31 protein-coding genes and 1 tRNA gene are annotated in these 26998 nt (G+C 34.7%); 11 read left to right on the forward strand and 21 right to left on the reverse strand.

From position 1 onward, the window contains the following. Nucleotides 1-78: 78 nt before the first annotated feature. The 5 genes from WFZ86_RS07965 (at nucleotide 79) to WFZ86_RS07985 (ending at nucleotide 4637) form a co-directional block, all read left to right on the forward strand. Nucleotides 79-621, forward strand: coding sequence for an AAA family ATPase (locus WFZ86_RS07965; RefSeq protein ID WP_342691445.1), 543 nt, complete (start codon nucleotides 79-81; stop codon nucleotides 619-621). A 46-nt stretch (nucleotides 622-667) separates the two neighbouring features. Continuing rightward, nucleotides 668-2560 carry a RecQ family ATP-dependent DNA helicase gene (locus WFZ86_RS07970; RefSeq protein WP_342691446.1) on the forward strand — a complete coding sequence of 631 codons (1893 nt, stop codon included), beginning with the start codon at nucleotides 668-670 and terminating at the stop codon, nucleotides 2558-2560. A 1-nt stretch (nucleotide 2561) separates the two neighbouring features. Beyond that, the gene (gene fmt, locus WFZ86_RS07975) at nucleotides 2562-3509 is read left to right on the forward strand and encodes a methionyl-tRNA formyltransferase (RefSeq protein WP_342691447.1); all 948 of its coding nucleotides are present in this window, start codon (nucleotides 2562-2564) and stop codon (nucleotides 3507-3509) included. A 175-nt stretch (nucleotides 3510-3684) separates the two neighbouring features. Continuing rightward, entirely contained in the window at nucleotides 3685-3957 is a 273-nt protein-coding gene (locus WFZ86_RS07980; RefSeq protein WP_077375548.1) for an HU family DNA-binding protein, read from the forward strand. Between the two features lie 119 nt (nucleotides 3958-4076). Beyond that, nucleotides 4077-4637 (forward strand): YqgE/AlgH family protein, encoded by a 561-nt coding sequence (locus tag WFZ86_RS07985; protein ID WP_342691448.1) that lies wholly within the window; start codon nucleotides 4077-4079, stop codon nucleotides 4635-4637. Here the strand turns inward: WFZ86_RS07985 and WFZ86_RS07990 are convergent. Both WFZ86_RS07990 and WFZ86_RS07995 read right to left on the reverse strand, forming a co-directional pair. Continuing rightward, the gene (locus tag WFZ86_RS07990) at nucleotides 4634-5473 is read right to left on the reverse strand and encodes an aminotransferase class IV (protein ID WP_342691449.1); all 840 of its coding nucleotides are present in this window, start codon (nucleotides 5471-5473) and stop codon (nucleotides 4634-4636) included. The genes WFZ86_RS07985 and WFZ86_RS07990 overlap by 4 nt on opposite strands. Before the next feature lie 54 nt (nucleotides 5474-5527). Next, a complete protein-coding gene (locus WFZ86_RS07995) occupies nucleotides 5528-5920 on the reverse strand; it encodes an START-like domain-containing protein (protein WP_342691450.1) in 393 nt (130 codons plus the stop codon). Between the two features lie 148 nt (nucleotides 5921-6068). Between WFZ86_RS07995 and WFZ86_RS08000 the strand changes: the two genes are divergently transcribed. Continuing rightward, a tRNA-Met gene (locus WFZ86_RS08000) sits at nucleotides 6069-6142 on the forward strand. A 65-nt stretch (nucleotides 6143-6207) separates the two neighbouring features. Then, nucleotides 6208-7431, forward strand: coding sequence for a tyrosine-type recombinase/integrase (locus WFZ86_RS08005; protein ID WP_342691451.1), 1224 nt, complete (start codon nucleotides 6208-6210; stop codon nucleotides 7429-7431). A gap of 11 nt (nucleotides 7432-7442) precedes the next feature. On the opposite strand, the gene WFZ86_RS08010 is transcribed toward WFZ86_RS08005, so the two are convergent. From WFZ86_RS08010 to WFZ86_RS08100, 19 genes are all read right to left on the reverse strand, one after another. Beyond that, a complete protein-coding gene (locus tag WFZ86_RS08010; protein WP_342691452.1) occupies nucleotides 7443-8102 on the reverse strand; it encodes a DUF6734 family protein in 660 nt (219 codons plus the stop codon). Nucleotides 8103-8111: 9 nt separating this feature from the next. After that, nucleotides 8112-9167 carry a collagen-like domain-containing protein gene (locus WFZ86_RS08015; protein ID WP_342691453.1) on the reverse strand — a complete coding sequence of 352 codons (1056 nt, stop codon included), beginning with the start codon at nucleotides 9165-9167 and terminating at the stop codon, nucleotides 8112-8114. Nucleotides 9168-9176: 9 nt separating this feature from the next. Next, a complete protein-coding gene (locus WFZ86_RS08020; RefSeq protein ID WP_342691454.1) occupies nucleotides 9177-9596 on the reverse strand; it encodes a hypothetical protein in 420 nt (139 codons plus the stop codon). 2 nt (nucleotides 9597-9598) lie between these two features. After that, nucleotides 9599-12172 (reverse strand): zincin-like metallopeptidase domain-containing protein, encoded by a 2574-nt coding sequence (locus WFZ86_RS08025; RefSeq protein ID WP_342691455.1) that lies wholly within the window; start codon nucleotides 12170-12172, stop codon nucleotides 9599-9601. A 1-nt stretch (nucleotide 12173) separates the two neighbouring features. After that, a complete protein-coding gene (locus WFZ86_RS08030) occupies nucleotides 12174-12656 on the reverse strand; it encodes a hypothetical protein (protein ID WP_342691456.1) in 483 nt (160 codons plus the stop codon). Between the two features lie 19 nt (nucleotides 12657-12675). Continuing rightward, a complete protein-coding gene (locus WFZ86_RS08035; protein WP_342691457.1) occupies nucleotides 12676-13230 on the reverse strand; it encodes a hypothetical protein in 555 nt (184 codons plus the stop codon). 2 nt (nucleotides 13231-13232) lie between these two features. Further along, nucleotides 13233-13571 (reverse strand): hypothetical protein, encoded by a 339-nt coding sequence (locus WFZ86_RS08040; protein ID WP_064714432.1) that lies wholly within the window; start codon nucleotides 13569-13571, stop codon nucleotides 13233-13235. Next, a complete protein-coding gene (locus WFZ86_RS08045; protein WP_342691458.1) occupies nucleotides 13568-14197 on the reverse strand; it encodes a glycoside hydrolase family 108 protein in 630 nt (209 codons plus the stop codon). The genes WFZ86_RS08040 and WFZ86_RS08045 overlap by 4 nt, the downstream gene beginning before the upstream one ends. A 197-nt stretch (nucleotides 14198-14394) precedes the next feature. Beyond that, on the reverse strand, nucleotides 14395-15021 hold the full coding sequence (locus WFZ86_RS08050; RefSeq protein WP_342691459.1) for a peptidoglycan-binding domain-containing protein: 627 nt from the start codon (nucleotides 15019-15021) through the stop codon (nucleotides 14395-14397). Nucleotides 15022-15029: 8 nt separating this feature from the next. After that, nucleotides 15030-15452, reverse strand: a complete 423-nt coding sequence (locus tag WFZ86_RS08055; RefSeq protein WP_342691460.1) for a hypothetical protein — start codon at nucleotides 15450-15452, stop codon at nucleotides 15030-15032. Continuing rightward, nucleotides 15452-15847, reverse strand: a complete 396-nt coding sequence (locus WFZ86_RS08060; RefSeq protein ID WP_342691461.1) for a hypothetical protein — start codon at nucleotides 15845-15847, stop codon at nucleotides 15452-15454. The genes WFZ86_RS08055 and WFZ86_RS08060 overlap by 1 nt, the downstream gene beginning before the upstream one ends. Before the next feature lie 12 nt (nucleotides 15848-15859). Further along, nucleotides 15860-16063, reverse strand: a complete 204-nt coding sequence (locus WFZ86_RS08065) for a hypothetical protein (RefSeq protein ID WP_064714427.1) — start codon at nucleotides 16061-16063, stop codon at nucleotides 15860-15862. Then, a complete protein-coding gene (locus WFZ86_RS08070) occupies nucleotides 16051-16818 on the reverse strand; it encodes a hypothetical protein (protein WP_342691462.1) in 768 nt (255 codons plus the stop codon). The genes WFZ86_RS08065 and WFZ86_RS08070 overlap by 13 nt, the downstream gene beginning before the upstream one ends. Beyond that, nucleotides 16806-17123 (reverse strand): hypothetical protein, encoded by a 318-nt coding sequence (locus WFZ86_RS08075; protein ID WP_342691463.1) that lies wholly within the window; start codon nucleotides 17121-17123, stop codon nucleotides 16806-16808. The genes WFZ86_RS08070 and WFZ86_RS08075 overlap by 13 nt, the downstream gene beginning before the upstream one ends. A gap of 11 nt (nucleotides 17124-17134) precedes the next feature. After that, complete coding sequence (locus WFZ86_RS08080) at nucleotides 17135-17497, reverse strand: hypothetical protein (RefSeq protein ID WP_342691464.1); 363 nt, start codon at nucleotides 17495-17497, stop codon at nucleotides 17135-17137. 67 nt (nucleotides 17498-17564) lie between these two features. Continuing rightward, complete coding sequence (locus WFZ86_RS08085; RefSeq protein ID WP_342691465.1) at nucleotides 17565-18137, reverse strand: hypothetical protein; 573 nt, start codon at nucleotides 18135-18137, stop codon at nucleotides 17565-17567. A 94-nt stretch (nucleotides 18138-18231) separates the two neighbouring features. Then, the gene (locus tag WFZ86_RS08090) at nucleotides 18232-18804 is read right to left on the reverse strand and encodes a hypothetical protein (protein ID WP_064714422.1); all 573 of its coding nucleotides are present in this window, start codon (nucleotides 18802-18804) and stop codon (nucleotides 18232-18234) included. Nucleotides 18805-18830: 26 nt separating this feature from the next. After that, entirely contained in the window at nucleotides 18831-19376 is a 546-nt protein-coding gene (locus WFZ86_RS08095; protein WP_342691466.1) for a hypothetical protein, read from the reverse strand. 10 nt (nucleotides 19377-19386) lie between these two features. Further along, complete coding sequence (locus tag WFZ86_RS08100; protein ID WP_342691467.1) at nucleotides 19387-20148, reverse strand: hypothetical protein; 762 nt, start codon at nucleotides 20146-20148, stop codon at nucleotides 19387-19389. 411 nt (nucleotides 20149-20559) lie between these two features. On the opposite strand from WFZ86_RS08100, the gene WFZ86_RS08105 reads away from it, so the two are divergent. The 4 genes from WFZ86_RS08105 to WFZ86_RS08120 all read left to right on the forward strand — a co-directional run bounded on the left by WFZ86_RS08105 (nucleotide 20560) and on the right by WFZ86_RS08120 (nucleotide 26948). Further along, nucleotides 20560-22329: a site-specific DNA-methyltransferase gene (locus WFZ86_RS08105; RefSeq protein WP_342691468.1), complete on the forward strand. Its 1770-nt coding sequence runs from the start codon at nucleotides 20560-20562 to the stop codon at nucleotides 22327-22329. Between the two features lie 11 nt (nucleotides 22330-22340). Then, complete coding sequence (locus WFZ86_RS08110; RefSeq protein ID WP_342691469.1) at nucleotides 22341-23447, forward strand: AAA family ATPase; 1107 nt, start codon at nucleotides 22341-22343, stop codon at nucleotides 23445-23447. 2 nt (nucleotides 23448-23449) lie between these two features. After that, nucleotides 23450-24106 carry a DUF4276 family protein gene (locus tag WFZ86_RS08115; protein ID WP_342691470.1) on the forward strand — a complete coding sequence of 219 codons (657 nt, stop codon included), beginning with the start codon at nucleotides 23450-23452 and terminating at the stop codon, nucleotides 24104-24106. Between the two features lie 148 nt (nucleotides 24107-24254). Then, nucleotides 24255-26948 carry a DEAD/DEAH box helicase gene (locus WFZ86_RS08120; RefSeq protein WP_342691471.1) on the forward strand — a complete coding sequence of 898 codons (2694 nt, stop codon included), beginning with the start codon at nucleotides 24255-24257 and terminating at the stop codon, nucleotides 26946-26948. The last annotated feature ends 50 nt before the right edge of the window (nucleotides 26949-26998 follow it).

The following is a 26998-nucleotide window of genomic DNA, read 5'->3' on the forward strand; positions in this document are numbered from 1 at the left end:
TTTTACCATAAATAATCCTAACAAAAATGTTTTGAAAACCAATAAGTTTAGGTAAATTTGCGCCCTTATTTACAAAACGTGCAAAAAGAAATCATCGTTATTATTGGCGGTCCTGGAACAGGAAAATCAACTATCATTAATCAGCTTACAGCTATGGGACATTGCTGTTATCCAGAAATCTCTAGACAAGTAACTGCCGAAGCCAAAAAACAAGGAATTGACCAATTATTTCTAGAAAATCCAATATTGTTTAGTCAAAAACTACTCGAAGGAAGAATTAAACAATTTAACGATGCACAAGAAGAAGCTCATCCAGTAGTTTTTATAGACAGAGGCGTGCCTGACGTAGTCGCTTATATGAATTTTATTGGCGATGCATATCCATCACATTTTGAAGAAGCCTGCTTGGCTTGTACGTATTCAAAAATATTCATGCTCCCTCCCTGGGAAGAAATATACAAAAGCGATGGTGAACGCTACGAAAACTATGAACAAGCGCAACAAATATACATTCATCTGAAAGAGACCTATCAAAACTATGGCTACGAATTAATCGAAGTTCCAAAAGATACCGTTGATAACAGAATTCTTTTTATCTTAGACCGAATTTCCAGCAAATAATTAAGAAATCGGGAATAGATTTCTAGTTTGAACGAAACTGAAATCCATGCAAGAAGCCTTACAAATTCTAAAAAAATATTGGAAACACGATAGTTTCCGTTCACTTCAACAGGAAATTATCGAATCGGTTCATAATGGTAAGGACACCTTAGCCATTCTACCAACGGGTGGAGGCAAATCGATATGTTTTCAAGTTCCTGCATTACTAAAAGAAGGCATTTGTCTGGTCATTTCACCTCTTGTCGCTTTAATGAAAGACCAAGTAGTCAATCTTCAACAGCGCAACATCAAAGCTATAGCTCTTACTGGCGGAATTGCAACTGAAGAAATTATTGATTTGTTAGACAATTGTCAGTTTGGGAATTACAAATTTCTATATCTCTCTCCGGAGCGACTTCAAGCTGATTGGATTTTGGACAGAATCAAAAATCTACCCATCAACTTAATCGCTATTGACGAAGCGCATTGTGTGTCGCAATGGGGACATGATTTTAGACCTGCTTACTTAAAAATCAGCCATCTTAAAGAACACTTCCCTAAAATTCCTTTTTTGGCATTGACAGCCACTGCTACACCAAAAGTAAAAGAAGACATTATACAAGATCTCAACTTACATCAACCTGCTATTTTTCAAAAATCATTTGCTAGAGAAAATTTAGCCTATATGGTTTTTGAAGTCGAGGACAAATTGTATCGTATTCAACAAATACTGATAAAAAACCCTGCACCTTCTATTATATATGTAAGAAATAGAAAGTCGTGTTTAGACATTGCTGCACAACTCAACGTTTTGGGATTTAAAGCCACGTATTATCATGGCGGCTTATCGTATAAAGAGAAAGAAAAAAACATGCAACGGTGGATGAACGAAGAGGCACAAGTTATCGTTGCCACCAATGCTTTTGGAATGGGAATCGATAAGGCCAATGTAAAAACCGTCATCCATATTCAATTACCCGAAAATCTAGAGAATTATTATCAAGAAGCAGGAAGAGCAGGAAGAGATGGCAATAAAGCGTATGCCATTTTATTAAACAGTCCATCAGATAGCCTTCAGGCAACAGCTCAATTCATTAATAATTTACCAGATCGCCCTTTTTTGAATTTAGCTTTTGTCAAACTTTGTAATTATTTTAAAATCGCTTACGGAGAAGGAATAAACGAACAATTCACCTTCAACTTAAATCATTTTTGCACAAAATATAGTTTTCCAATTCTAAAATCGTATCAAGCGTTACAATTTCTGGACCAACAGGGTATTATTACTTTATCTCAAGAATTCTCTGAAAAAATAACCTTGCAATTTCTAATTCCGTCCAAAGAAGTAATTCGACACATTAGCCTTAATCCAAATGATGAAGAGATTATTCTAGCTATACTTCGAACTTATCCAGGAATATACGAAATGCAAACACCTTTCAACCTTTTACTAATCGCCAAAAAAGCAAACGTCAAGGAAGAGGACGTTCATTTCGTTTTAAAAAAATTAACCGAAAAGGAAATCATTGAGTATCATGCAAAAAACAATGATGCCTCCATTCTTTTTAATGAAGTAAGAGAAGATGAACGAACCATCAATCGGGTAGTTAAACATTTGGACCAACAAAATCAATTAAAAAAAGAGCATCTGGCTAATGTTATCGAGTATACACAAAATAAAAAACAATGCAAAAGTCAGCTGCTTCTTGCTTATTTTGGAGAAAAATCAAGCCGAGAGTGTGGTATTTGTTCCTACTGCATCTCGAATTCAAAAACTTTGACTTTTGATGAAGAACTTCCCAATGTCATTCGTGAACTTTTGCAAAAAGAAGATTTAAACTCAAGACAACTCGAAAAAAAGACACAAAAAAGTGCCGATGCTATTATCTTTGCACTACAAACCTTGCTAGAGCAAAACAAAATTAAAATGTTACCCAACAATAAATACACTTTACAATAAAATGGAAAAATTACGAATCGTTTTTATGGGAACTCCTGAATTTGCAGTAGGAATTCTGGATACAATAGTCAAAAATAATTTTGAAGTAGTTGGGGTAATAACCGCTACAGATAAGCCAGCAGGACGAGGACAAAAAATCAAGTATTCAGCAGTAAAAGAGTATGCACTAGAAAAAGGATTAAAAATTCTACAACCTAGTAACCTCAAAGAAGAAAGTTTTTTGGCAGAATTAAAAGCATTAAATGCTAATTTACAAATTGTAGTGGCGTTCCGAATGCTTCCAAAAGTTGTTTGGGAAATGCCAAAATTAGGAACCTTTAATCTTCACGCTTCCTTATTACCTAATTATAGAGGTGCCGCACCTATTAATTGGGCCATTATCAATGGAGAAACCAAAACAGGCGTTACCACCTTCTTTATTGACGATAAAATCGACACAGGCGCGATGATCCTTAGTAAAGAAACAACAATCGAAAAAGAAGAAAATGCAGGGCAATTGCATGATCGACTGATGTATATTGGAAGCGAAACAGTTATAGAAACTTTAAGACTTATTGAATCAAACAAAGTTAACCCAACAATTCAGGAAGATAACGAAGAAATCAAAACAGCCTATAAACTCAACAAAGAAAATTGCAAAATAGACTGGAATCAATCCGCCGAAAGTATTCATAATTTGATTCGTGGTTTAAACCCTTATCCAGCCGCTTGGTGCTATTTTATAGACAATAATACCGAATACAATGTTAAGATTTATGAGTCAAAAATTGTAACAGAATCTCATTCCAATCCTATTGGAAGTATCGTTTGCACCAAAAAAGAATTAAAAATAGCCATACACAATGGCTTTATTGAAATTTTGAGTTTACAATTTCCTGGAAAAAAAAGAATGAAAACTGCCGAACTACTAAATGGCATTACTTTTTCTAAAAACATTATAGTGGCTTAACACCAGTAAAAATAGGCACTCCCAAATTTCAGGCTTTCTCAAAGCTTCTTTTATGAACAAAAAAAGTAAGTTATTAACAAAATTGGCTAAAAATCACAAAAACACTTGCAAGGAACGCAAATCCTACTAAATTTGTTGTAATAACATTTTAACCAACAATTAATAACTATTTATTATGAACAAATCAGAATTAATCGACGCTATTGCTGCTGATGCAGGAATTACTAAAGCAGCTGCAAAATTAGCATTAGAATCATTTTTAGGAAATGTAGGTGGTACCTTGAAAAAAGGAGGAAAAGTATCTTTAGTAGGTTTCGGATCATGGTCAGTTTCTTCAAGAGCGGCTAGAGATGGTAGAAACCCTCAAACTGGAAAAACTATTCAAATTGCAGCAAAAAATGTTGTTAAATTTAAAGCTGGGGCTGATTTAGAAGGAGCGGTAAACTAATCCATTCTATCAATAATACATCAAAACCTTCCATATGGAAGGTTTTTTTTTGCATTTGAACGATTATTTTTTGATAAATAATTTTTTTTTTGTTAAATTTAATAAAAAAAATAAAAATTATGATATCAGAAAAATTAAAAAAAGGTCACCTGCTAATAGCAGAACCTTCGCTAATTGGTGATTTATCATTTAATAGATCCGTAATATTATTAGCCGATCATAACCAAGAAGGCTCTATTGGCTTTATAATCAACAAACCTTTAAAGTTCACCATTAATGATTTGATCCCTGAGATTGAGGCTCGATTCAAAATATACAATGGCGGACCTGTTGAACAAGACAATCTTTACTTTATTCATAACATTCCTGATCTTATCCCCAATAGTGTTGAAATCTCAAATGGCATCTACTGGGGGGGCGATTTTGAATCCACCAAAGAATTGATTAATTTGGGTTTAATCGGAAAAAATAACATTCGTTTTTTTCTTGGCTATACAGGTTGGGTAGAAAAACAATTAGAAAACGAAATGGAAGACAACTCTTGGATCATAGCCGAAAACTTATATGAAAACAAAATAATCGGAAAATCCTCTACCCATTTCTGGAAAGAACAATTAATGGAATTAGGTGGCGATTATTTAATTTGGTCCAATGCCCCCGAAAACCCTTATTTGAACTAATTCATCCCCAAATGTTGATTGAGTATATCATTCAACATTTTGGTTGTTTCAATTGCAAATTCCTTTTTTCTGTATTTGGTAATCGGCTGAATGCCTTTAATAACATTGGTTACAAATAATTCATCCGCTTTTTGAAGGTCAAAAGGAGAAATAACTTGTTCAACAACTTCTAGAGTAGTTTCTTTTTTAGCCAAACTCAAAATTTGCTTTCTCATAATACCATTCAAACACCCTTCACTTACTGGTGGAGTGATTAATGTATTCCCCATTAACATAAACAAATTACCCTGCAAAGCCTCTACAACATGTTTACTATCATTTAGCAAAATACAATTATCCAAATCATTTTCTTTAGCAAAAATACTTCCTGTAACGTGAATTATTTTATTAGTTGTCTTCAGACTAGACAATAATTGCTTTGGGATATAAAAATCTTTATACAAATCTACTTCATATTCCTTTTCACTAACACTGTAGGTTGAACTCTCTATAGCTGAAGCTTGAATTAAAAAAGACACGGTATTATTAGTAGGCAAATAAAAACCACCATTATTTCTGTAAACTGTTATTCTAACACGAGCGGATGACTCACATTTATTATTTTTAACCAAAGACAAAACCTGTTCTTCGAGATACTCTAATGTGAAATTCATTGGGATTTCCATACGAACAATTCGCATAGCTGCCATTAATCTAAAATAATGATCTTCAAAAAATAAAATCTTACCATCTACAATTTTCAGTGTTTCAAAAACACCATCTCCATATAAAAAACCACGATTTTGTTCTAACAAATTTGTATCTGAATCCTGTAGTATTCCATTAAAATTAATCATAAAAAAGCCCTAAAGTTAGTTTAGGGCAAAGATATAGTTTAAAATAGACATTTACTATACGGAACCGATGAGATGTTTTAAATCAGAAATTTGATTTTCCCACAATTGTGAAGATTCAGATACTTCGTTTTTCTCGGCAAAATCAATCACCAATAAAGAAACATCTTTAGTCAATTCATCTTCAAGAATATGCAATTCAAAAAAATAGTCTGTGTCTTTGTTTTTTTCATCGACCCATCTAAATTTAACCTTCTCTCCAGATTTTTTTGAAGCTAATCTTGCTTTTTCTTCTGTGTCATCCCAAATGAAAGTAAAAAATTCTCCTCTTGAATTCACATCATCAGCAAACCATTCCGCCAAACCTGAAGGTGTAGATATATATTGATACAATAATTGTGGTGAAGAGTTTATTGGGAATTCAATCTCGTATCTTACTTTTTGATCCATACTTACTTTTTTTTGGAAATATAAGAATATAATGCCAAAATAAAACGTTTTTAAAAAAAAATATTTTTTACATCAATATGCTTGCCAACTCTAATTTTATTTTTATATTTGCACCCGCATTCAGGGGTTATTCAATTAACCAGAATAAGGCGAGATAGCTCAGTTGGTTAGAGCGCAGGATTCATAACCCTGAGGTCCCGAGTTCAAATCTCGGTCTCGCTACTAGGTTGAAAAATCAAAAAACACAGATTTTATGCGGTTTTAAAGCAATTTAAAACCGTTTTTTTATGCCTAAAATTATCGACCTCTTATCAAATGAATACGCTAACGCATACGATTTGGAATACAAAAGTCAATATTCAGCACCTAAAATATACGATGCAAACGGTGATTTATCGAAGCGTTGGTATGTATATTATTCCTACAGAAACCCTGCAACTGACAAGCTAGAAAGACAGACTCCTATCTATGCTGGGGTAAACAAATTCAAAAATCTTAAGGAAAGAAAAAACGCTATTAAGATTTTAGCCAAAGCTGTTGAGAATATTTTAGAAAATGGCTTTAATCCTTATGATGAAGATTCTGTTCCAGTAGACGAAACAAAAAAATATTCAATTCCTGATGCTATAACCTTTTCTTTAGAACTTAAGAAAAACACTTTAAAAGATAATAGTTTTCGAGATTATAGAATACGAATCAAATCTTTTGAAAAATGGCTTTTGGCCAACGGTTTTGAAAACCGATACATTACAGCGGTTAACAAAAAAACAATTGTGACGTTTTTGAATAGCGTTTTATCGACAACCAGTGCCAAAAATCGAAACAACACAAGAGCTATTTTATCCATGTTTTTTCAATCTTTGGAGGATAACGATATTATTCCTGACAATTTTGTCAAAAAAATCAATGTCTTAAAATCTAATCCTGAGCGAAACAAAACCTATAGCAGTAAACAAGAAGTTGACATTTTCAACTATCTAAAAAGTAATGATGAATTGATGTTACTGTTCATTCAATTCATTTCTTATAATCATTTACGCCCCGTTGAAGTGGTACGCTTACAAATTAAAGACGTAAACGTAAAAGATAGAAGGATTTACGTGAGAGCAAAAAACAAAGCGGTAAAAGTGAAAATCATACCCGAGATATTACTTTCTACTTTACCCGATTTAGAGAAATTCCATCCAGAGAGTTATTTATTTACTCCTAATGGAATTGGGCAAGAGTGGGCAACAAATGAAACTGACAAAAGAGATTATTTCAGTAAACGTTTCAAAAAAGTAAAAGATAGCTTAGGCTTAGGTAAGGATTATGGTCTTTACAGTTTCCGACACACTTTCATTACCAAACTGTACCATGAATTTGTAAAAAACAGCACTCCATTTGAAGCTAAAAGCAAATTGATGTTGATTACAGGTCACGAAACAATGGTTGCTTTGGATAAATATTTACGTGATATTGATGCAGTTCTTCCTGAGGATTATTCAAAACATATTAATAATGCGCAATAAATAGTTTTCTTCTATTTTTTGAGCATTTTATTATACGTTTCAAGATCCCACTTTTGATTTTTTAAGTGAACATAATTAGGGTTGTCAATTAGTTTGGGTTCTAAGTTGAATTCCTTCAAAGTTTCGGCTAACATTAATTGTTCGAAATAGATGGGCATAAATCGAATTATACCTTTTTTGGCGAATTTTTCATAATTATCAGCTATAAATTGATGCGCTTTTTTACAAAATTCAGTATTGAAGCTCAAATCTTTACAACCGTAAACTCCCATGTTATAGGCATGAGTATGGTGTTTTTCAGCTTGTCTGTAGCTTTCTTTAAAAAAAGCACCACTGTCAATACTTTCCACCAAAACCGAATCAAACTCGGGTTGATGTCCTAAAATTACATCTAAATCAAGGAATAAAAAAGGGATGTTTTGCGCTTCATAAGCAAAAATTTTAGGCATAGCCCAAAGTTCTTTATCAAATGGTCTTGGTTCTTGAATAATAATATGTATCCCTTGAATGTCTTTGATTTGCTTTGCAAATTCATCATTGGTATAAAAATAGACCTCTGAATAAAACCGCAAAGCATCTTTGATAGATTTTCTAAGGAACCATTGTTGAAAATCAGGTTTTACCCATTCTCTACTTAGAATTGTGGGATGAAAAGTATAAATCACTCTCATTAAAAACTATTACCAAACAGGTTGAAAATTCACTGGTGAATATTTGAAATGGCTTACTAAAAAATTAATCTTCACATTGGAATAGGCCTGCGTTACAAAGATGTTCGCATTTCGCCAGTATTCAACATTAGTAAATCGAAAAGGAATGTTATTTCCTGATGCATCTCGAATACTTAAAACATCTATTACTTCTCCAAAAGCCGTATCAGGTAAAGCAATAGTGTTAAGACCATTAACCAAATCCACATATTTAAAAGCAAATTCAACTACACGTTCCACTGTAGCTAAACTCATCAACGCTTTGTAAACACCATCCGTATCGATCATTCCCAAAGTTCCCGAAGGAATTCCTTGCTCATTGAATAGACTGACAAACGTTTGTCTATCGCCATTTGCAGTTATATAATCCATTAATGAATACCCATCATAGTTTGGACTATACCCAGAATTGGGTTCGAATCGATTGGGAATTGGTCCCGAAGTTCCTGTTCCTGGTACTCCTTGTTCTCCCCTTTCTCCTTGAATACCCTGAATACCCTGATCGCCTTTGTCACCTTTATCGCCTTTGTCGCCTTGAATACCCTGAAGTCCTTGTTCCCCCTTATCTCCTTTTGTGCCTTGAATGCCCTGTTCTCCTTGAACACCCTGAAATCCACGTTCTCCTTGAACACCTTGAATTCCTTGTTCGCCTTTTTCTCCTTGGATTCCCTGAATACCTTGTTCCCCTTGGATTCCTTGCTCTCCCTGAATGCCCTGTTCACCAGTTCCACCATCACAACAATTGTCGGTAAAAAAGAATTTTTCAGCCAATTCAATTAAAAAAGCATTGAAGTTTTGAGCCATAATCATCGGTTCACATAATTCAGTAGCTACCTGCAAATAATCCATAACAAAAGGATTGTTCCCAAAAGAAGCTTCGGATTGGATTTTAAACTGAGTAACCGAAGAAGGAACACCAACCACATTTTGTGCCGGACTAAAAGAGGTAATTAGGAAATTGTCTTGTGTGCGAAACAACAAGACATTTCCGTTTTTATCTTTTACAAATTTTACAATTTTGCTCATATTTAGAAATTAAGCCGCTCTTCTAACTTTTCTTTTTCGAACTACTCTCCTTTTTGGTGTTTTGGCTTTAGCAACTCTTTTTACCACACGTTTTTTTACTGGCTTTTTTGGTTGTGCCACTTTGACGACTTTACCGCCTTTGATGTATTTGTAGCCTTTTTTTAGTGTACCATCTACTTTCAAGCCTGTGGCTTTTACTACTCTAGTACACACGGTTTTTAAACCTCTCACACTTGGTTTTTTTAATCCTGCTTTCATAATTTCAATTTTAGTTCTAAGTTTTTTTTTACTTTGGTCAGCTAAATCAATTAAGGTTTGCCAAGCTTTCTGTTCCTTTATAGATCTGGCTTCGTTTCTTTTAAATCTAAAGGCATTGGATTGTTTGGTTTCAAATAACAATCTTGCTTCGAGTTGTTTTATCGTTTCCATACTTAATTCACACTAAATGATAATCTTCTTTTACTGGTTGGTACGGTTGGTGTTTCCGTTCCACTTCGTAGTAATCGTTTATTGAAAATATTGAACTTCAAGCCGTCCAAAGGTTTGTCTTGATAGCGGTTTTTGTCGGCATAGACATAATTCTCATGATAATCTGTTTTCTTTTCAGTAAACAAAACAATATCAGCATCAAACTGACTTTTGCTTCCGCCACGCATTTTACCATCAGTGGTTTGTTGGAAAATCACTAGAAACAATTTACCATCGTATTTTTTTCGCAAGTCTTTATCTACCTCAAATCCTTTATGCATTTCTTGCATTTTGGTAAAGCTATCAATGACAATCACATCATTTTTGGCAATAAGCTGCTCTAATTCCTGCACCGATTTTACTTCGGGAGCTTCGATATGATTCAAAGCTTTGGCATTTAAATATTGCTCGGCTTTGTCAAAATATAAATTACTCTCGGGATGCTCTTCGATACTGGCGTGACCCACTTTGTAGTTTTGCGCCATGGCATTCATAAACTGAAAAGCCATTCTGGTCTTCATCGAACCTTGTCCGCCTGTTAACGAAATCACGACACTTTCTTTATTCTTGCGCTCAATTTGACCTAAAAACTGCGCCATTTCTAAGTTGTCAATCTTGAAATAATTGACGTTTTTAGACTTGTTTGCCATTTTATAAGCCAAGGTATTTCGGTTGGTTTTGTTCCCTTTTACAGCTCCAAACAAAGCATATTGACCGCCTTCTATTTTAGGTTCCTCTACCGTTTCCGTTTTGTCAACTGTTGGTTTTGGTTGGACAACTTTCTTTGACGTTTTGGGCTTCACCGACATATCAATGATTTTCTTCGGCTTTCTGTTATTACCTTTAATGAGTTCTTTCAAAGCCATAACAAGTTGCTTGGTTTCCAAATACACCCATATTTGGTCTTCCTTTTTACCTGCTTGCATTTCTGCAACTTCAAAAATTTTGGTTTTGGTGTTGTAGTTGATTATTAATCCATCTACATTGATTTTTCCAAAACTTCTCGGTTCAAAAACCACTTCGTTACTTTCTCTAAATTCCGTGGCTTTTAGCTCAATTTTATGCATCATCAAAAATCCATTTCCAATATCTCTTAAAGAAGCAATTGCATTGGTGCCAATTTTTGGTGTTGGCTTTTTGGTTGGCTTTTTGGTTGGCTTTTTAACTGGTGTTTTTGCTTTTGATTGCGTTGTTTTTTTAGCTGGAGTAGCTTTTGCTTTTTTGGGCGTAGCTACTTTGGATACACGCTTGGTTGTCGGTTTTTTCACTTTGCCTTCTGACTTCAAAAGTTCCTTAACAAACAAGAAATCACCATTAGCATCGGGTTGCAAAATAAAGTCTGCTGCTTTTTGAGCTTGGCTACTGGCTTTCATCAAGAAACGATTGTCGTTTTCTAAATTTGATAACAACACATCGTTCCATCCTTTTAAATAGCCTGCATGGTTTTTATTGGTGTAAAACATAATCCCTGCTTGTGCCGATAAAAAAACGGCTCCAAACTCTGCAATCAACTCTTCAAAAGCATATTCAGCCGACCCAAATTCATTGGCTAAATCTCTTTTCAATCGACTAAAGTGTCCTGTACTGTGGCTTAACTCGTGGAAATAGGTTCTATAAAAATCCTCTGAAGTTTTGAATTTTGACAATTCAGGCATACTTAACAAATCCTTTGCTGGAACATAAAAAGCTCTGCTTCCTGTAAATCGAATTTCAGGTTGTGGCTTGGGATAGTTTCTCACTATCGCTTCGGCTACTTCAATTTTCTGATTGTTTCCAGTTTCTATTTCATTGTTCACTACTTTGCCTAAAAACGGAAAATTTTCTAAATCAAAATCGATTCCTTCTATATCTTGTCCGTTGAAGACATTGTAGTATTTCAAGAAATAGACTGTCTTTTTATCGCCTTTCTCTAATTTGTTATCTTCAATTACCGAATTCAATCTTTCAATTTCAGCATCGGAATATTCTTTGTCGTAGGTTGAATAATAAATCACACGATACCCATGACTTCCTTTTTTGATTTTCCCCCCTTTCTCTTGAATTTGCTTGAATGTCAAAAAATAAGGATTATCCAACATCCCAAAAAGAGGAGACAACATCACTACATTCACTCCTCGATAAGCCTTTTTGGAAATGAAATTATATGGAACCAAATAACCTTCTTCTTTCCAAGCTCGTTTGTAATCGCCTTTGTTGGCATCTTTGATTAAATCAATCATGCGCTTGGTCACCATATCATAGATTTCATCGGGAGAAACGGGTTTTCCCAATCCAATATCTTCGGATTCTGGAATAAAATCCAAACCATTCAACAAGCCTGTATGTCCTTGAACATCCACACCATTTAACCCAAAAGCGGATTCGGTATGTTGCAATTCAATTAAAAAAGTATCGGATATATATGCTTGCAACACTTTTCTAATTCGATTGGAAATAGTGGAATTTTGCTCTTTTTCGGCTTTGACCAATAGACTTTCAAGTGTTTCTCTAGTAATCACTTTCCCGTTTAAGTTGTTGAATTCTTCTGCTAAAGTCATGTTATGAAAGTGTATAATCGATTCCTAAAATGCTTACTACGGCTTCTGTTCTAATCTCGTTTATTTTGAAACCATCATTTCGTAAAATGGTGATGGCGGTGGTAATAGCGGTTTGTAAATCTAGTTTTACAGGGATTTCTTTGAGTATGATATTGGAATTGGCTGGAATATTGATCGAGTTAATGTTCACTTCGGAACTCCCAAAAAGCATATTTCTTTTGTCATAAAACAAAATGCGTTTTAAGGTCACTGCAACAATATTGGCATCAAAATTCACCCCAGTTGGATTAACCATTTTCAAATCCAAAAGAAACGTCACAAAGGGAACTCCATCATTCCATTTGACATCAAACTTTTTGAAAGCCACTGGATACACTTTCACGAATTGAAACTGCTCAATGATTTTCTTGATTTTATTGCCTAATAAAAAATAGCCAACTACTGCCACTATGCCCACACCGATGATAATTTTTCGTACACTCATTTTGTGATTATTAAAACAATTACACCCAAACTTTAGCTACTCGCCACACCAAAACCCCAAGAGTTACTCCTCCCAAAACCGCCAAAATCTTAATCCAAATGGGAATGTATTTCACAGGCATTTGAATTTTTTCTTTTTCAATGGCTACCGTGTTTGTGATTTTGTTACTCGCTGACTTTTCGTTTTGGGTTTGTGCCATTTTCTGCCAACCCACAATCATTTTTTTTATGGTATCGTAATAAATACCCATTTCGTTTTGACCTGATTTCTTTTTGCTATTGAGCTGCATCAAAAGTTGGTCAAGGGTTATTTGTGTGATGCTATCACATTCGGGTTTTACCGTTTTCACTTTGGAAACCTGAATAAATAAACTATCCAAAACGGCTTGGTTGACAACCGTTACTTTCAAGCTATCCGCTTTGTAGGTTACCAATCGTTCGATGGTATGTGTTTTTTCTAGGGGTTTTGAAGCGCACCCATTCATTAAAAGGGTAAGCATGAAAACGAACGCTAAAACCAAAAGGGTTTGCAAAAAGGTTTTTAATGGATTCTCGGATTGATAATTTGGATTCATAGTTATCTAAATTTTGTTTTTATGACACTTTTTAGCACATCAAAAAAGCTACTGATTAAGTCTTCAACCTCACTATGGATTAAAGTGGAAAAGGAACCTCCCCAAGCACAAATGACATAGGTTAGAATTTTATTCAAATTCAAATACTGGTCGCATACGGCATAGACCGAGAAAGCCACAAAAAAACTCATAATGCCTTCGGCAAGAAACCAACTCAATCTTGGCTTTTTTCCTTTGGATATGGCATTATACACTTTGGTAAAAACGCCAGCCAAAACCACAATGAGAAAAAGAAAATAATCCTGATATTCTTTGATACTATTTAAGAAGGTACTTTTCATTTTTGGAAGGCTTTTTTGTTAGTAAATACGAGCCAATCCCAAGCGTAGCTATAACTAGGCTTGGCAGAAGCAATTGGGTGATTATTCGGTTTGGGCTTTTTTTTTTCGAAAACAAAACGAGACAAACGATTGAGCCATCCTCTTAAATTCACACCGCCCAAGCTTCGGTAATACTTCTCTCTTGATTTTTTTAATTCGAAATGCAAAAACTCTGGATTCGATGCGTTTATGAGCGCAATGGTATCTCTTGAAATCTTGCTGTCTACTTTTATTTTGGCTCCAAATCGGTCTTTCAACACTTGCTTGACAAACATTCGTTTTCCCGAGTTGAAATAATGATCTACAATGAGATTCGCTACGGATTGATTTTCAATTTCATCGGCATTGCAAGCATCCCAATAATATTTTTTAGCAATCAAAACCGCTGTAGATAAAGGCAGATTTTTCATATCGCTTACCGTTGGCGGGCGTTTGATATACGTTTCATAAACGGGTGCAGATATTCCGTACTTGGTTCCCACCATTTGCCCAAGGGAGTTGGTATTGCCTTTACGGTCGGAAATTTTGTTTTGATACCCTCCTTCCGCTTTTAGTAATTCGGGTAGAAATAAATTGAAATTTGCCATTACAATAGTACTTTTTGTGGTTCACTGTTTTTATTTCCCATGAGCAACAACAATCCAATGATGGCTACTGCTCCGAGTACAACTTTGGTTTCTGATTTCATATTTGTAAAATTTATTTTTTAAAGGTCAAATATGGTATCGCCTTTTATTTATTAGTGTTTGTTTGCAACAAACTTGTTATTAGTGGCGATTTCATCTTAATACGGTTTTACGGCATTGCCATTCACAAAATAATACACCCCATTGCGGTTGATTAAATATTGACCGCCCACTTTTGAAGCGACAAACACGCCGATATGTTCTCCGTAATCAAAGCTTCCACCGATAAAAGGCTTGGTTCCTGTATTGAAATAGGTTCCTTCGGCTGTTTTTTGGGCATTGAAAACGCTCACATCATTTTGAATCGCCATTACTTTTTGTCCTTTTTTGGGCAAAACAAAAGCGGTTGGTTGTGCTTTACTGGCTACTTTCTTTTTAGCATATCCATTGAGACTGATTTTGGTTACTCCTTTTTTGGCCAATAGTGCTGCTTTTGTCATGTTTCCAAAATCACCATCAATTTTAACGCCCAACAAACGTTGCAATTCTCGCACTTCAAGCCCTTTACTTCCTTTAAACAATAGTTTGTTTTTGTCTAAAACGGCTCCGACTACGGGTTGTTGAATAGTTACTTTTGGGGTTGCTGGTGCTACGGGTTCTGGAGTATAAACCATCAAATCCTCTTCGGCTTCTTTTTTCTTTTTCTTCCAATACAGAAAACCTAAAATTCCCGCTCCAACTACTGCTGTTCCTAGTAGTACTTTATTTTCTTTGCTCACTTTCATATTCTACATTATAAATACATTGGAAATTTTTTTCGCAACAAATGATAATCGGCATCATTTAACTCTTCTCTCAACCACGTTTTCAAAGGCAATGGAGTTCCGCCAATGGTATTGTATCCCAAATAGCGGTTGTAATTTCTAAGTCCAAAGGCTTTACTGATTAAACCAAATTGAGCTTGTGAAACTCCTGTTAGTTCCTCAATGATTGTTTGCTCGTCTGTGCCGGTGTAAATGTTCATGGCATTGTACAAGGTTGTGGCTTTTTGACTAGCAGAAAATACTGGAATCATATTCACATCGCCTTCATCAATATATTTGGTTCCTCCACCTAAAACCGATTGTCCGTTTTTGTTCTTCTTGGTTAGAAAAAAAATCCCAGTTCCAATAACCAAAACCGATACGCCTAGTAGTATTTTCGTTTTATTTGTCATTAGAAAAATCCTTTTATTAAAAATCTCAACTTGGCAATGTCGGTTTCATTGAACTGATCTTGCAACCATTCCACTAAATTCATCTTGACCAACGTGGCACTTCTTCGCTCTCCAAACTCATTGTACACCATAATAAAACCGTTGTGATTCAAACCTGTTAAGTTGTTCTCTACAGTTTTGTAATTGGCTCCAAAACCCAGCAATGCGGTGTAAATAGCTTCGGCTCTTGCTTTGGCTTGGGTTACATTGATATTGCTTGGTTTGTATCTTTTGTCGGCTCGTAACTGTTGGAATCCTTTGAAAATTTTATAGTAGGCAAAGGCAAATATTCCGCCCAAGAGTGCCACTTTCAAAACGGTCATTCCTCTTGGGCTCAACCTCATTGTACTTTCCATCTTCCTTTTGTTTTATGCCGTTAAAAACCCTTTTATCATCTCAAAATTGGTTTTCAATTGCGTGATGGCTGATTTATTTTTGGATAGTTCCGCCAACTTGGTCAATACTTCTGCATCGAGTTTGGCGAGTTCTTTGATTGCCGATGTCTTTGGTTTTAACTCAAAAGGGGTTTTGGCAACCACTTCGATTTGAATACTTTGTTTTACGCTTCCCATAAGTGATGTTTTTTTAATAATTCTGCTAATTCATTCGAGAATTCAGCATTAGAATTCAATCCGTTGTTGATGCTATCCAAAACATTTACAACTGAATCGTCTATGTTTTGCAAAGCCGTTGCAAACTGTTTTTTAGCTGGTGAAGTGAAACTTTCCACCGCATTTCCCAAACCCACAGGCGGTGTACCTTTGACAAAACTCATTAAAGCGGGCAATTGCTGAATGGCTCCTAACAACATTTCTTGATTGCCTTTGCTTTTGTTGATGTCATATTTGGAAGCCAAGCGTTCTTCTTTCAGCTCTTCATTTTGCTTTTTAAACTCTTTATTTTCGGCTTTCAAGACTTCATTTTCGGTCAACAATCGTTGGGCATCGCCTTTGGCTACAAATAAATTAATCATGTCCAGTGTTCCTAAACCATACGAATTCTGAAAAAAATCGGTTGGCGGAGGTGGTACATGGGGTGCTTGTGGAGCTGGCATTGGCTCGGAAGTATCTTTTGAAAAATTGACTTCAAAACTTTGACCATCAATTTTGAACGTACTTCCGTTTTTGCGCTTCAAACTCAAACTTAATCGCTTGTGACCTTTGGCAAAAAGGGTTTCAAAAAACTGTTCTGCCGTTCCTTCATCAGCTGTGATTTCAGCATGGGTTTTATTGCGAAACACAAACGAATTGGTATCCAAATCGAAAACCGAAACTGCCGAATATTGGTCGGTGTTTAATTTTTCTATGAGATGATCTAATTCCTGCATCGTATTAATTTTTTATAGACAATATCTAGTTCTTTTTTGTTCCAACTGAATTTTGAAAATTCACTCGAACCATTGGTATCCGTTGGTGCAAAACGAATGGATAATTCCACTTTTGAAGTAGAACCATCCGAAACTACAATCGTGGCTCTTTCCTTGCTAGCCAACTCCAAATCATTGATAAAAACGGGCACAAAACCACTATTGATTACTTGCAAAGTCGTTACATCCTCAATGGTGATGTCCTGGTCTTTTTTGAGTTTCAAAAAAACTACTCCTGTGTTAATAATTAGAATGTCTTGTGTCATTTTTAGAAGTCTTAACAGCTAGAAGGATTTATTTTGTACATCAAAATCAAATGAAAATAGGTGTCTTTATCTACTGATTTTGCCGTCTTTGCTTTGAAGGTGAAAGTTTTAGATTCCGTATCAAAAAGCAAGGGTTTGTAACTATCCTCAAATCCTGCGCCTTCTCTTCGTTTCCAATGATTTACGTGAGTAGGTTTTGAAAACGCTACGCCACTATCATCATAAATACCAAACTCGGCAAAATTATCAGGGTCGTTGTGGTTGGTGTGCAATTCAGCTCCCAGTATAAAACCCACATCTAAAGCCGTGGTAAGCATTGCTTCATTTCCTTCGGTTGGAATCAATAAATTGATTACTTTTTCTCTTACTGCCATAGTGAATAGTGTTGAAAAAAAGCCGTAAACATTACTGATACGGCTTTATAAATTGAACCTTTACGGATTAAACTTGTGCTTGGTGCGCTCGTATTTCAATGCGAATATTGTGCTCTTGGTCAGCTGGAACGGAAACACCTTTTGGGTATTCGATTTCCATTTCAAACTCCATATTCGAACGAATCAAAGGCGAAGTGGATAAACTTCTAAAAGAAGACACAAATCCATCTTGACATAAATCGGTAATCGGCATATCTACCAATTGATTTCTGTCTTGGTTAATTCGGAACTCAGCTCCTAAAAAGGCTTTAGGCAAACTGTTTTGTCCTGTAATGCTCCAAGGGCTTACCCAAGTTTCATTTTTCAAATCGTCTGAACCCGTGGCTCCCAACAAAACACGCATGCTATCCAAAATGTAGTCACGGCCTGCGTTTAATTTGTTTCCATCAATGTTGGTAATTCCAACTTCTCTTCTAGTGTTGACATCTACTAGATTTACAATACCTGCATTTCCTTTGATCTTCACATTTAAGTAAAGCGTTTTGTCGGTCAATTTTAATTGCCCCACTCTTGGAATTCCACCATTTCTTTTAGCCTTGATTGTCGCTACCGCTGACGCTAATTCTACTCTTCTAGTCATTTGATTGTTTTTTGATTGATGATTGATTGTTTTTCCTCACCCCCGACCCCTCTCCAAAGGAAAGGGGAGTCAAGATTGAGTTTGTTTCTTGTTGCTATTGGTATAATTCCGAATACAAATCTTCTTCATCGGAACCGTTCAGACCGCTTTCGTCTTCCATTCCGTAAATGTTGGCTTCAGGTCCTTGTAGTCCGTGGTCGTACAATTCATCTTCCAATGCGCCATTCAGACCGTTATTCATTTCAAAAACATTTCCTGCTTCGTCTATGAAAGTGCCGTTCAAGCCGTTTTCATCGTACTGGTAAATTTGACCATCGCCTCCCATGAAAGTACCTTGCAAACCTTCGTCACAAGGACAAGCCAAGCCTACAGCTCCTTTGATAAATCGGGTGGCTTTGCTATCTCCTGTAAGTCTAGTGCTCAAACTTTTATCGGCTATTTTTTTTATTCCTGTCAAGGCTTGCACCACAGCTGAACCCATCAAAGCGCCTTTCAAAAGATTATCTTTTGTGGATGTTCCTCTGACTTTTGTGGCTCCAAAAGCCGAAGCTCCTGCCAAAACGATATTGATAATCGGACTTTCGGATTGGGGTAATAAAGTGCTAACTCCATTTGATACCGCACCTCCAACAACTCCACCACCAATGATTGCTACTTCTTTATTCATCTTACTTTTATTGATTTAATTACGTTTTACTTTTTTGTGGCCATGTAAATTCCTCCTCCCAAAACCACTGCTCCAATTACATACAGCATAGTATTGTCTTTTGGCTTTTGTTCAACGGGTTTGATAGGCATTAACTCGCCAACAGGTTCTTTTTCGGTCGTACTGCTTTCGCTTGTCTCACTTTGATAAGAACTCGTATCGGCACTTTGGCTTTGTTCATTCCCAATTTCAGGGGTAGCAAATGAAGCAGGTGTGATCTCATTTACCGTGGTCAATTGGGGTCTCGGACGGTTCTTAATCGTGTCAACAACTTGTTTACCAATAGGTGTTTTTGACAATTGCACCGCCTTAGTTACAGCCTTGGATTTGGCTACTTTTCGAACCAATCTACCCGTTTTAGAATCCATTAGTTTGGAAGCAACACCACCGCCAACAGGAATAAAACTCGCTGCTATGGGTGCAGCAAACTTTGCTACCTTGATTGTGTTTTTTAAGCTCACGTCTCGAAGCCTAATTTTTCTCAGGAATTTGGATTTTCCTAATCCTACTCCGCCATCATTTATAATTATCATACTGCATAGTTTAATTTGATTTTCCAAATACAAACGCTCCTCCAATTACCACCACAATAGCCGATACCAACACCACATTTGAAGAGGGCTTTGCAAAGAAATTCGGTTTCTTTGCAACGTTTTTGCGATTGCCTTTGGGGGCATTCAATCCAAAATGAGGTAAATTAACTTCGGTGTCGTGTGCCATGGTATGTATGGGTTCTCGGTTATTATTCGTCGTTCCGTCAATGATAAAATAGCCTTCGCTTATGTTGCCTGTTTCCTGATTCAAAGGCACAATGACATACACGTGAGTAAATAAATCAGGGCGAAAACTCGGTTGTTTTATTTGTCTTATGTAATGTCTAATCCCTAAATTCACTAGCAAACAACTGGCAAAAATCGAATAGGTTTTGCAATCAACTCCCACGGCTCGTTGCTTGAATGCACAGGCTGGACTTCTTAAATTTTGCTCCATCCCATCCGCCTTGTACTGAATGTGATGATACAAAAACCAGTAAATCTTATCACAGGTTTCTTTTAACGATTCCCTTTGCAAAAGCGTTGCAACTTGCTTGGTTTGGTCGTTGTACTTGATAACCATTTCCTTTATCAGTCGAACGGTATCAAAAGTATTGCCGTTGCCTAACTTTGTTTTATCACAAGCAACTTTAGGAAACAACGGCTCGTACTCTTGACCGCCTAATAGTTTTCGTTGTAACAAGCTATCAATGTCCATTTTCGTTTCGTTCTTGCATAGAATATCAGGCTTTCTTTTGTTTCTTGAATTCAAATATCAAAAGCTTTTTATTAAGAATTGGAAGGTTGGAGAGGATGAAACCGCTTTGCAAAGGATGGGGTAAAGTTGCAAAGGGTTTGCAAAGGATTTATGAAATTTATTGTTCAAACAACCCTCTTTTGCTTCAACTATACTATACTTCATTTGACAGAAATAAGTAATAAAAAAGCTATATTTTATATTTTATATAAATAATCTTATGCACTTTTTTTGGGTTATACTGCCCACGATATTCATGTAACTTCCTTTTACAATCAATTGCATTTTTGTATGTTTGTTGATTGGCACTAACATATTTTGCAATTAAGTTGTAATTTATGTTAGTGTAAGAAAAAAAATGAATTGTGCCGACACTGTCGACACAATTCAAATGCAAAAAAATCATAACAAAACTAGCGACTCGCAATGCCTACATTAAACTGGATCGGAAAAGAAAAAGTAATCAACCATCACCAAGACGTACCCTACAAAATACTAGAGCCACAATATGGCTTTGCTGATGGTGTACAACAATCTGAACCTAACGATAGTGGCAACAAAATCATTCATGGTGACAACCTCGAAGCCCTAAAAAGCCTATTACCAGAATACGAAGGCAAAATAAAATGTATTTACATTGACCCACCCTACAACACAGGAAACGAAAGTTGGGTGTATAATGATAACGTAAACCATCCTAAAATCAAAAAATGGTTAGGTGAGATTGTAGGTAAGGAAGGAGAAGATTTAACCCGCCATGACAAATGGTTGTGTATGATGTATCCACGCCTAAAATTGCTTAAGAAACTACTTCATAGAGACGGTAATTTAGTTATTAGTTTAAGCCATCATGAATTATCTTCGTTTACCTTATTGTGCAAAGAGATTTTTGCTGATAGGCAAATTGTGACTATTACCGTTCAAACTTCTGGTGGGAAACCTTCTGGTGGATTTAATTATGTCCATGAATATTTAATTTTTATAGTTTCAAATGATTTTGATCCTAACAGTTTATCATTTGCAGGTGGAAAATCTAGATCGCCATTTGAAGGATTAACATTAGCAACTTTCAATAAAGTTCAAAGACCTAATCAAACTTATCCTATATATGTAAATAAAAACACAGGGAAACTTGAAGGAGTTGGAAAATCATTAAATCAGAAAATTAAAGAAGGGTCATATACTGGTAATACTGAAGATTTTGAATATGATTATAATGAAGCTCCTGAAAATTGCGTTTGTATTTGGCCGGTAACAAGTAAAGGAGATGATTGTGTCTGGAGATTAATTTCTGACAGACTAATTTCTGATTGGGAAAAAGGCTATATAAAAATAAGCCCAAATAATAATAAAAATAATAAAAACTTATATAGCATACAGTATCTGCCAGAAGGTGTAATAAAAAAAATAAAAAAAGGAGAATTAGAGGTTTTAAATAACAATTCAGATATACCAACACTAGATTTTGGAGAAAACAAAACAGAAGGAAATCAGATTCCAACTATTTGGAATGAAAAATCATTTCATACAGTAAACGGAACAAAACTTTTAAATGAAATTTTTCAAACAAAAACATTTAGTTATCCTAAACCTTTGGAACTTATTGAAGAAGCTATCAGGTCAATTAGCAATGTTGATGACATAATCCTAGACAGTTTTGCGGGTTCAGGAACAACAGCCCACGCAGTCTTGAATTTGAATAAACAAGATGGCGGTAATAGAAAATTCATTTTGATAGAAATGGAAGATTACGCCAATACCATTACTGCCGAAAGGGTGAAACGCGTAATTAAAGGTTATGGTGAAGACAATAAAAAAACAGAAGGCACAGGAGGAAGTTTTGATTATTATGAGTTGGGCGAGCCTTTGTTTTTGGAAGAAGATATTTTGAATGAGTCCGTAGGTATAGAAAACATCTTGAAATATATTTGGTATTCTGAAACAAGAACATCTTACAACCCAACGCATTCACTTGTAAAAGAAAACTATCGCATAGGTTCAAAAGACCAAACAGATTATTATTTTTATTACATTAAAGATGCGATTACAACGGTAGATTATGATTTTATGGCCAAAATAAAACACAAAGCCAGTCAATATATCATTTATGCAGATAACTGCTTACTCGAAAAAGATTTTATGCTAAAGCATCACATCATTTTCAAAAAAATTCCGAGAGATATAACGAGGTTTTAAATATTAATATTATGATAAACTATTTAGAAATAAAAGGATATAAATCTATTAAGAATCTAGAATTGGAAATGAAACCAATCAATATTCTTATTGGTAGTAACGGAGTTGGGAAAAGTAATTTCGTTTCTTTTTTCAAATTAATCAATGCTATTTTTAATTTAAGATTGCAAAAATTCGTTCAAGAAGAAAAAGCGGATAATTTACTTTATTTTGGAAGAAAAACAACTGAGAGTTTATTTGGGAAACTCATTTTTGATAGTGGTAACGGAAACAATAATGCTTACTATTTTAACCTAATTCAAACTAAAGAAGGAGGATTATTCTTTGACAAAGAAGGCTCAGGATATAATGTTGAAAGAGAAAACGTTATAAGTAATTATTATGTAAATTATAATTTAGAAGAAAGTGGTATCACGAAAAGTGGTTCCTATAGAAATAATTATTTAAGTAAACATTTAATAAATATTCAAGTTTTTCATTTTCACGATACTTCAGCAACTTCTTTTTTAAGAAGGGAGTGTGATATCAATGATAATCAGTACTTAAAGCAAGACGGTCGAAATCTTCCTGCTTTTCTTTATTTATTAAAAGAAAAACATCCAAAAATTTACAATCGTATTGAAAAAACTATTCAAACAGTTGCTCCTTACATTGATAAATTTATTTTAGAACCAAGTCGACTAGATGAGAATGAAATCGCGTTACGTTGGGTTGATAAAGGCGATGCCGAAAGTAATTTTTCAGCATACCAATTATCGGATGGAACATTGAGATTTATTGCTTTGGCTACGCTTTTAATGCAACCAACTCCTCCATCAGTAATCATTATTGACGAACCCGAATTAGGTTTACATCCTTTTGCAATAGGAAAATTGGCTGGTATGATACAATCAGCTTCAAGTAAATCTCAAATAATTGTTGCAACACAATCACCAGGACTAATTTCTAAATTTGAACCAGAGGACGTTATTGTTATGGACAGAAGTGTAGAGGAAAATCAAACGGTTTTTAAAAGACTAAATTCTCATAATTTAAGCGTATGGTTCGAGAAATTCACTTTAGGTGATTTATGGGAACAAAATATTATTAATTCGGGGCAGCCTTTTATAAAAGTATAAGAATGAAAAGATTAATTATAGTTTGTGAAGGGCAAACAGAACAAGAATTTTGTAATGACATTTTACAACCGCATTTTATCCAATTTGGAATTGTAATTCAAAATCCAACAATAAAGAAAACAGCAGGGGGTATTGTAAATTGGTCTTCGTTAAAACATCAAATTGAAACCCATTTAAAACAAGACCCAACGGCATTTGTAACAACGTTAATTGATTTTTATGGTATTCATGCTAATCATAATTATCCAAATTGGTTACAAGCCAATCAACATAATAATAAAAATGTTGGAATGGATTTAATGGAACAGGGAATGCTTTCAAGTATTCCTGCTCAGTTACATCAAAGATTTATCCCTTACATTCAATTACACGAATTTGAAGGCTTATTATTTTGCGACATTAATGTTTTCGATAATGGTTTTGAGGAAAATGAATTTCTAGATTATGATTATTTAGTTCAAACTATAAATGAGAATGAAAACCCCGAATTAATAAATGACAGTAGTGTTACGGCTCCTTCTAAAAGGTTACTTAAAATAATTAAAGATTATTCTAAAATAACACATGGCTGTTTATTGGCTCAGGATATTGGCATAAATAAAATTAGATCCAAATGCCCAAGATTTAATAACTGGATTTCAAAATTAGAAACTATCTAAAGTGGTCGAATTCGACCACTTTAGAAAACGAAAAGTTATAAAAAGCAAAAAACGCAAAGCATCTAGGCTTGCGTTTCTCGATTTCCTTCATCCAAACGGTATGAAGAACTCAATGCAAAAACAGGAATAAAAAGCAAATAAAAAATAAATGGAGTTAAAATCCTACCAGCAACAAGTAATTACTGATCTAGAATTATTTTTAGAATACCTTCAAAAGTATGCTAACCCAGCAAAAGCCTTCAAACACTATTGGGAAGACAAAGTTGGACCATACGAATTAAAGCTTGATGGTACATATAGCGGAATGGTTCCCTACAAAGACAACATTCTTAATACACCACACATAGCAATAAAAGTTCCAACCGCTGGAGGAAAAACATTTATTGCCTGCAATGCCATACACTCTATTTTTAGTACTTATGACAGTAGCAGACCAAAAGCGGTGGTTTGGTTAGTGCCATGGAGTAACTTATTACAACAAACAGCCTCAAGTTTATCTGATTCATCTCATCCTTACCGCCAAAAATTAAATACTTTATTTAATCATAGTGTGGAAGTGTATGAAAAAGAAAGTTTGTTGCAAGGAGCTAATTTTAATCCAACATCCGTTTCCGAACAGTTGAATATTTTTGTATTCAATTTTAGTAGTTTACGAATTAATTCCAAGAAAAAAGACGACCGAAAAATATACCAACAAAACGGCTCCTTGGAAGCATTTAGAGATACTGTTGTTGAGCAAGATTTGGTTTTACCTGACACTGACGAAAGTGCTTTAATCAATATTATTCGAAGTCTAAATCCATTGGTTATTGTTGATGAAAGTCATAATGCCGAAAGTGATTTGAGTGTTGAAATGTTGCAAAATTTGAATCCATCATTTGTACTAGATTTAACCGCTACGCCAAAAAAGAACAGCAATATTGTTAGTTATGTCAATGCTATCGAATTGAAAAAAGAGCATATGGTAAAATTACCAGTTATTGTCTATAACCACAGCCGCAAAGAAGAAGTAATCAATAGTGCTTTACATTTACAAAGACAATTAGAACAGCTAGCAATTCAAGAATCTTTAGAAGGTGGCAAAAAGATAAGACCAATTATTCTTTTTCAGGCACAATCCAATATTAAAGGAAGTGACAATACAACCTATACTAAGATTAAAGAGAAACTAATTGAGTTAAAAATTCCTGAAGAGCAAATCAAAATCAAAGTAAGTGGTTTAGATGAGTTGAAAGGAATCGACCTAATGGATGAAAATTGTCCTGTTCGATACATTATTACAATCAATGCACTAAAAGAAGGATGGGATTGTCCATTTGCCTATATTTTAGCTTCATTAGCAGACAAATCATCAGCAGTAGAAGTAGAACAAATTTTAGGGAGAGTATTGCGTCAGCCTTATGTATTAAAGCATAAAGAACCCTTATTAAATTTGTCTTTTGTTTTAACAGCTTCTGCTAAATTCAATGAAACCTTGGATAATATTGTCAAAGGACTGCAAGATGCAGGATTTAGCAATAAAGACTATTATGCCGAAGAAATTATCCCTGAAAACAATGTTGCGCCAATATCAGACAAGGAAGCCTTAGATAGAGATTTGTTTGGAACTTCAAACGAAGACAAATCTAGTGAACAGTTTGATGATAACGATATTACAAATATCAATATAGGTGCAATTCAATTTGATCCTTTAGAAAAAGAGTTTACACCCACTGCGAATTCAACAATAAATCAAATTACTCAAAAAGCTATCGAACAAGGAAATGCATTTGATACAAGATTAAATGAAGACACAGGAGATAGTACCGAATACCTTTTAAGAGAAATGGGAAAAGAACCAAAACGTTACAAAATAGTTGAACATTTTCATCAAGTAGCCGAAAATATAGAGTTACCTCAGTTTTACAAAAAATTAGATACAGATGTTTTAAGTCGCGAATTAATTTTTGACGAATTAAGTCAAGGAGAAGTTTTTTTGAATAGAGACCAGTTATTAAGTACCTTCAAATTGTCTTCAAAAGATATTGAAATTGATTTTAACAGTGTTAGTGCCGACATTGTAAAGGTCGATTATGATGAAGTTCGTAAAGATGCTATAATTTCTAAATTTAGTATTCAAGCAAAAAAAATATTGATTGATACCATTGTAGCCAAACCAAAGGAAAAGCAGGTTAAAGATATTACAAGTATAATGGTGGGTAAAATTGGTAATATGACACCAATTCCAGAACAAGAAATCAAGAAATACATCGAGCGTATCTTCAGTGAATTTTCTACAGAAGAGATTATTGATGCGGTAAACAATGAATACAATTACGTCTACAAAATAAAAGCCAAGATTTTAGAATTATCAAACCAACATGCAAAAGAAGAATTTAGTAGATTGTTGGACACCAATAAAATAATTGTAAAGCCAAGTTTCAAGTTTAAAGAAACACTAATTCACACAAAAGAAGGGGCTAAAATTGACAAATCACTTTACGAACGTGAAGGCGATATGAATAATTTTGAACAACGTTTGATTATGGATATTGCTTCACAAGAAAATGTTTTGTTTTGGCATAGAAATTCAGTAACCAAAGATAAAGGATTTTATCTAAACGGTTTTAGCAACAATCACTACCCCGATTTTATTCTTTACACACAAAAACAAAACATCATTTTAGTGGAAACCAAAGGTGATTTCCTAGACAATGATGACAGTAAAGCAAAAAATGTTTTAGGCAAAAAATGGGCTGAAAAATCAGGCGATAACTATAAATACTTTATGGTTTTCGAGAATAAAAACGTTGAGGGTTGTTATACAGCTAAAAACTTTTTAGATATTATTAGCGCTTTGTAATAGTTCCAAAAGCAGCAGAGAATAAATAGAGCTGCTAAAAATGCATAAAG

Source organism: Flavobacterium polysaccharolyticum, from assembly GCF_038739875.1.
In the GTDB taxonomy this organism is placed as follows: domain Bacteria; phylum Bacteroidota; class Bacteroidia; order Flavobacteriales; family Flavobacteriaceae; genus Flavobacterium; species Flavobacterium polysaccharolyticum.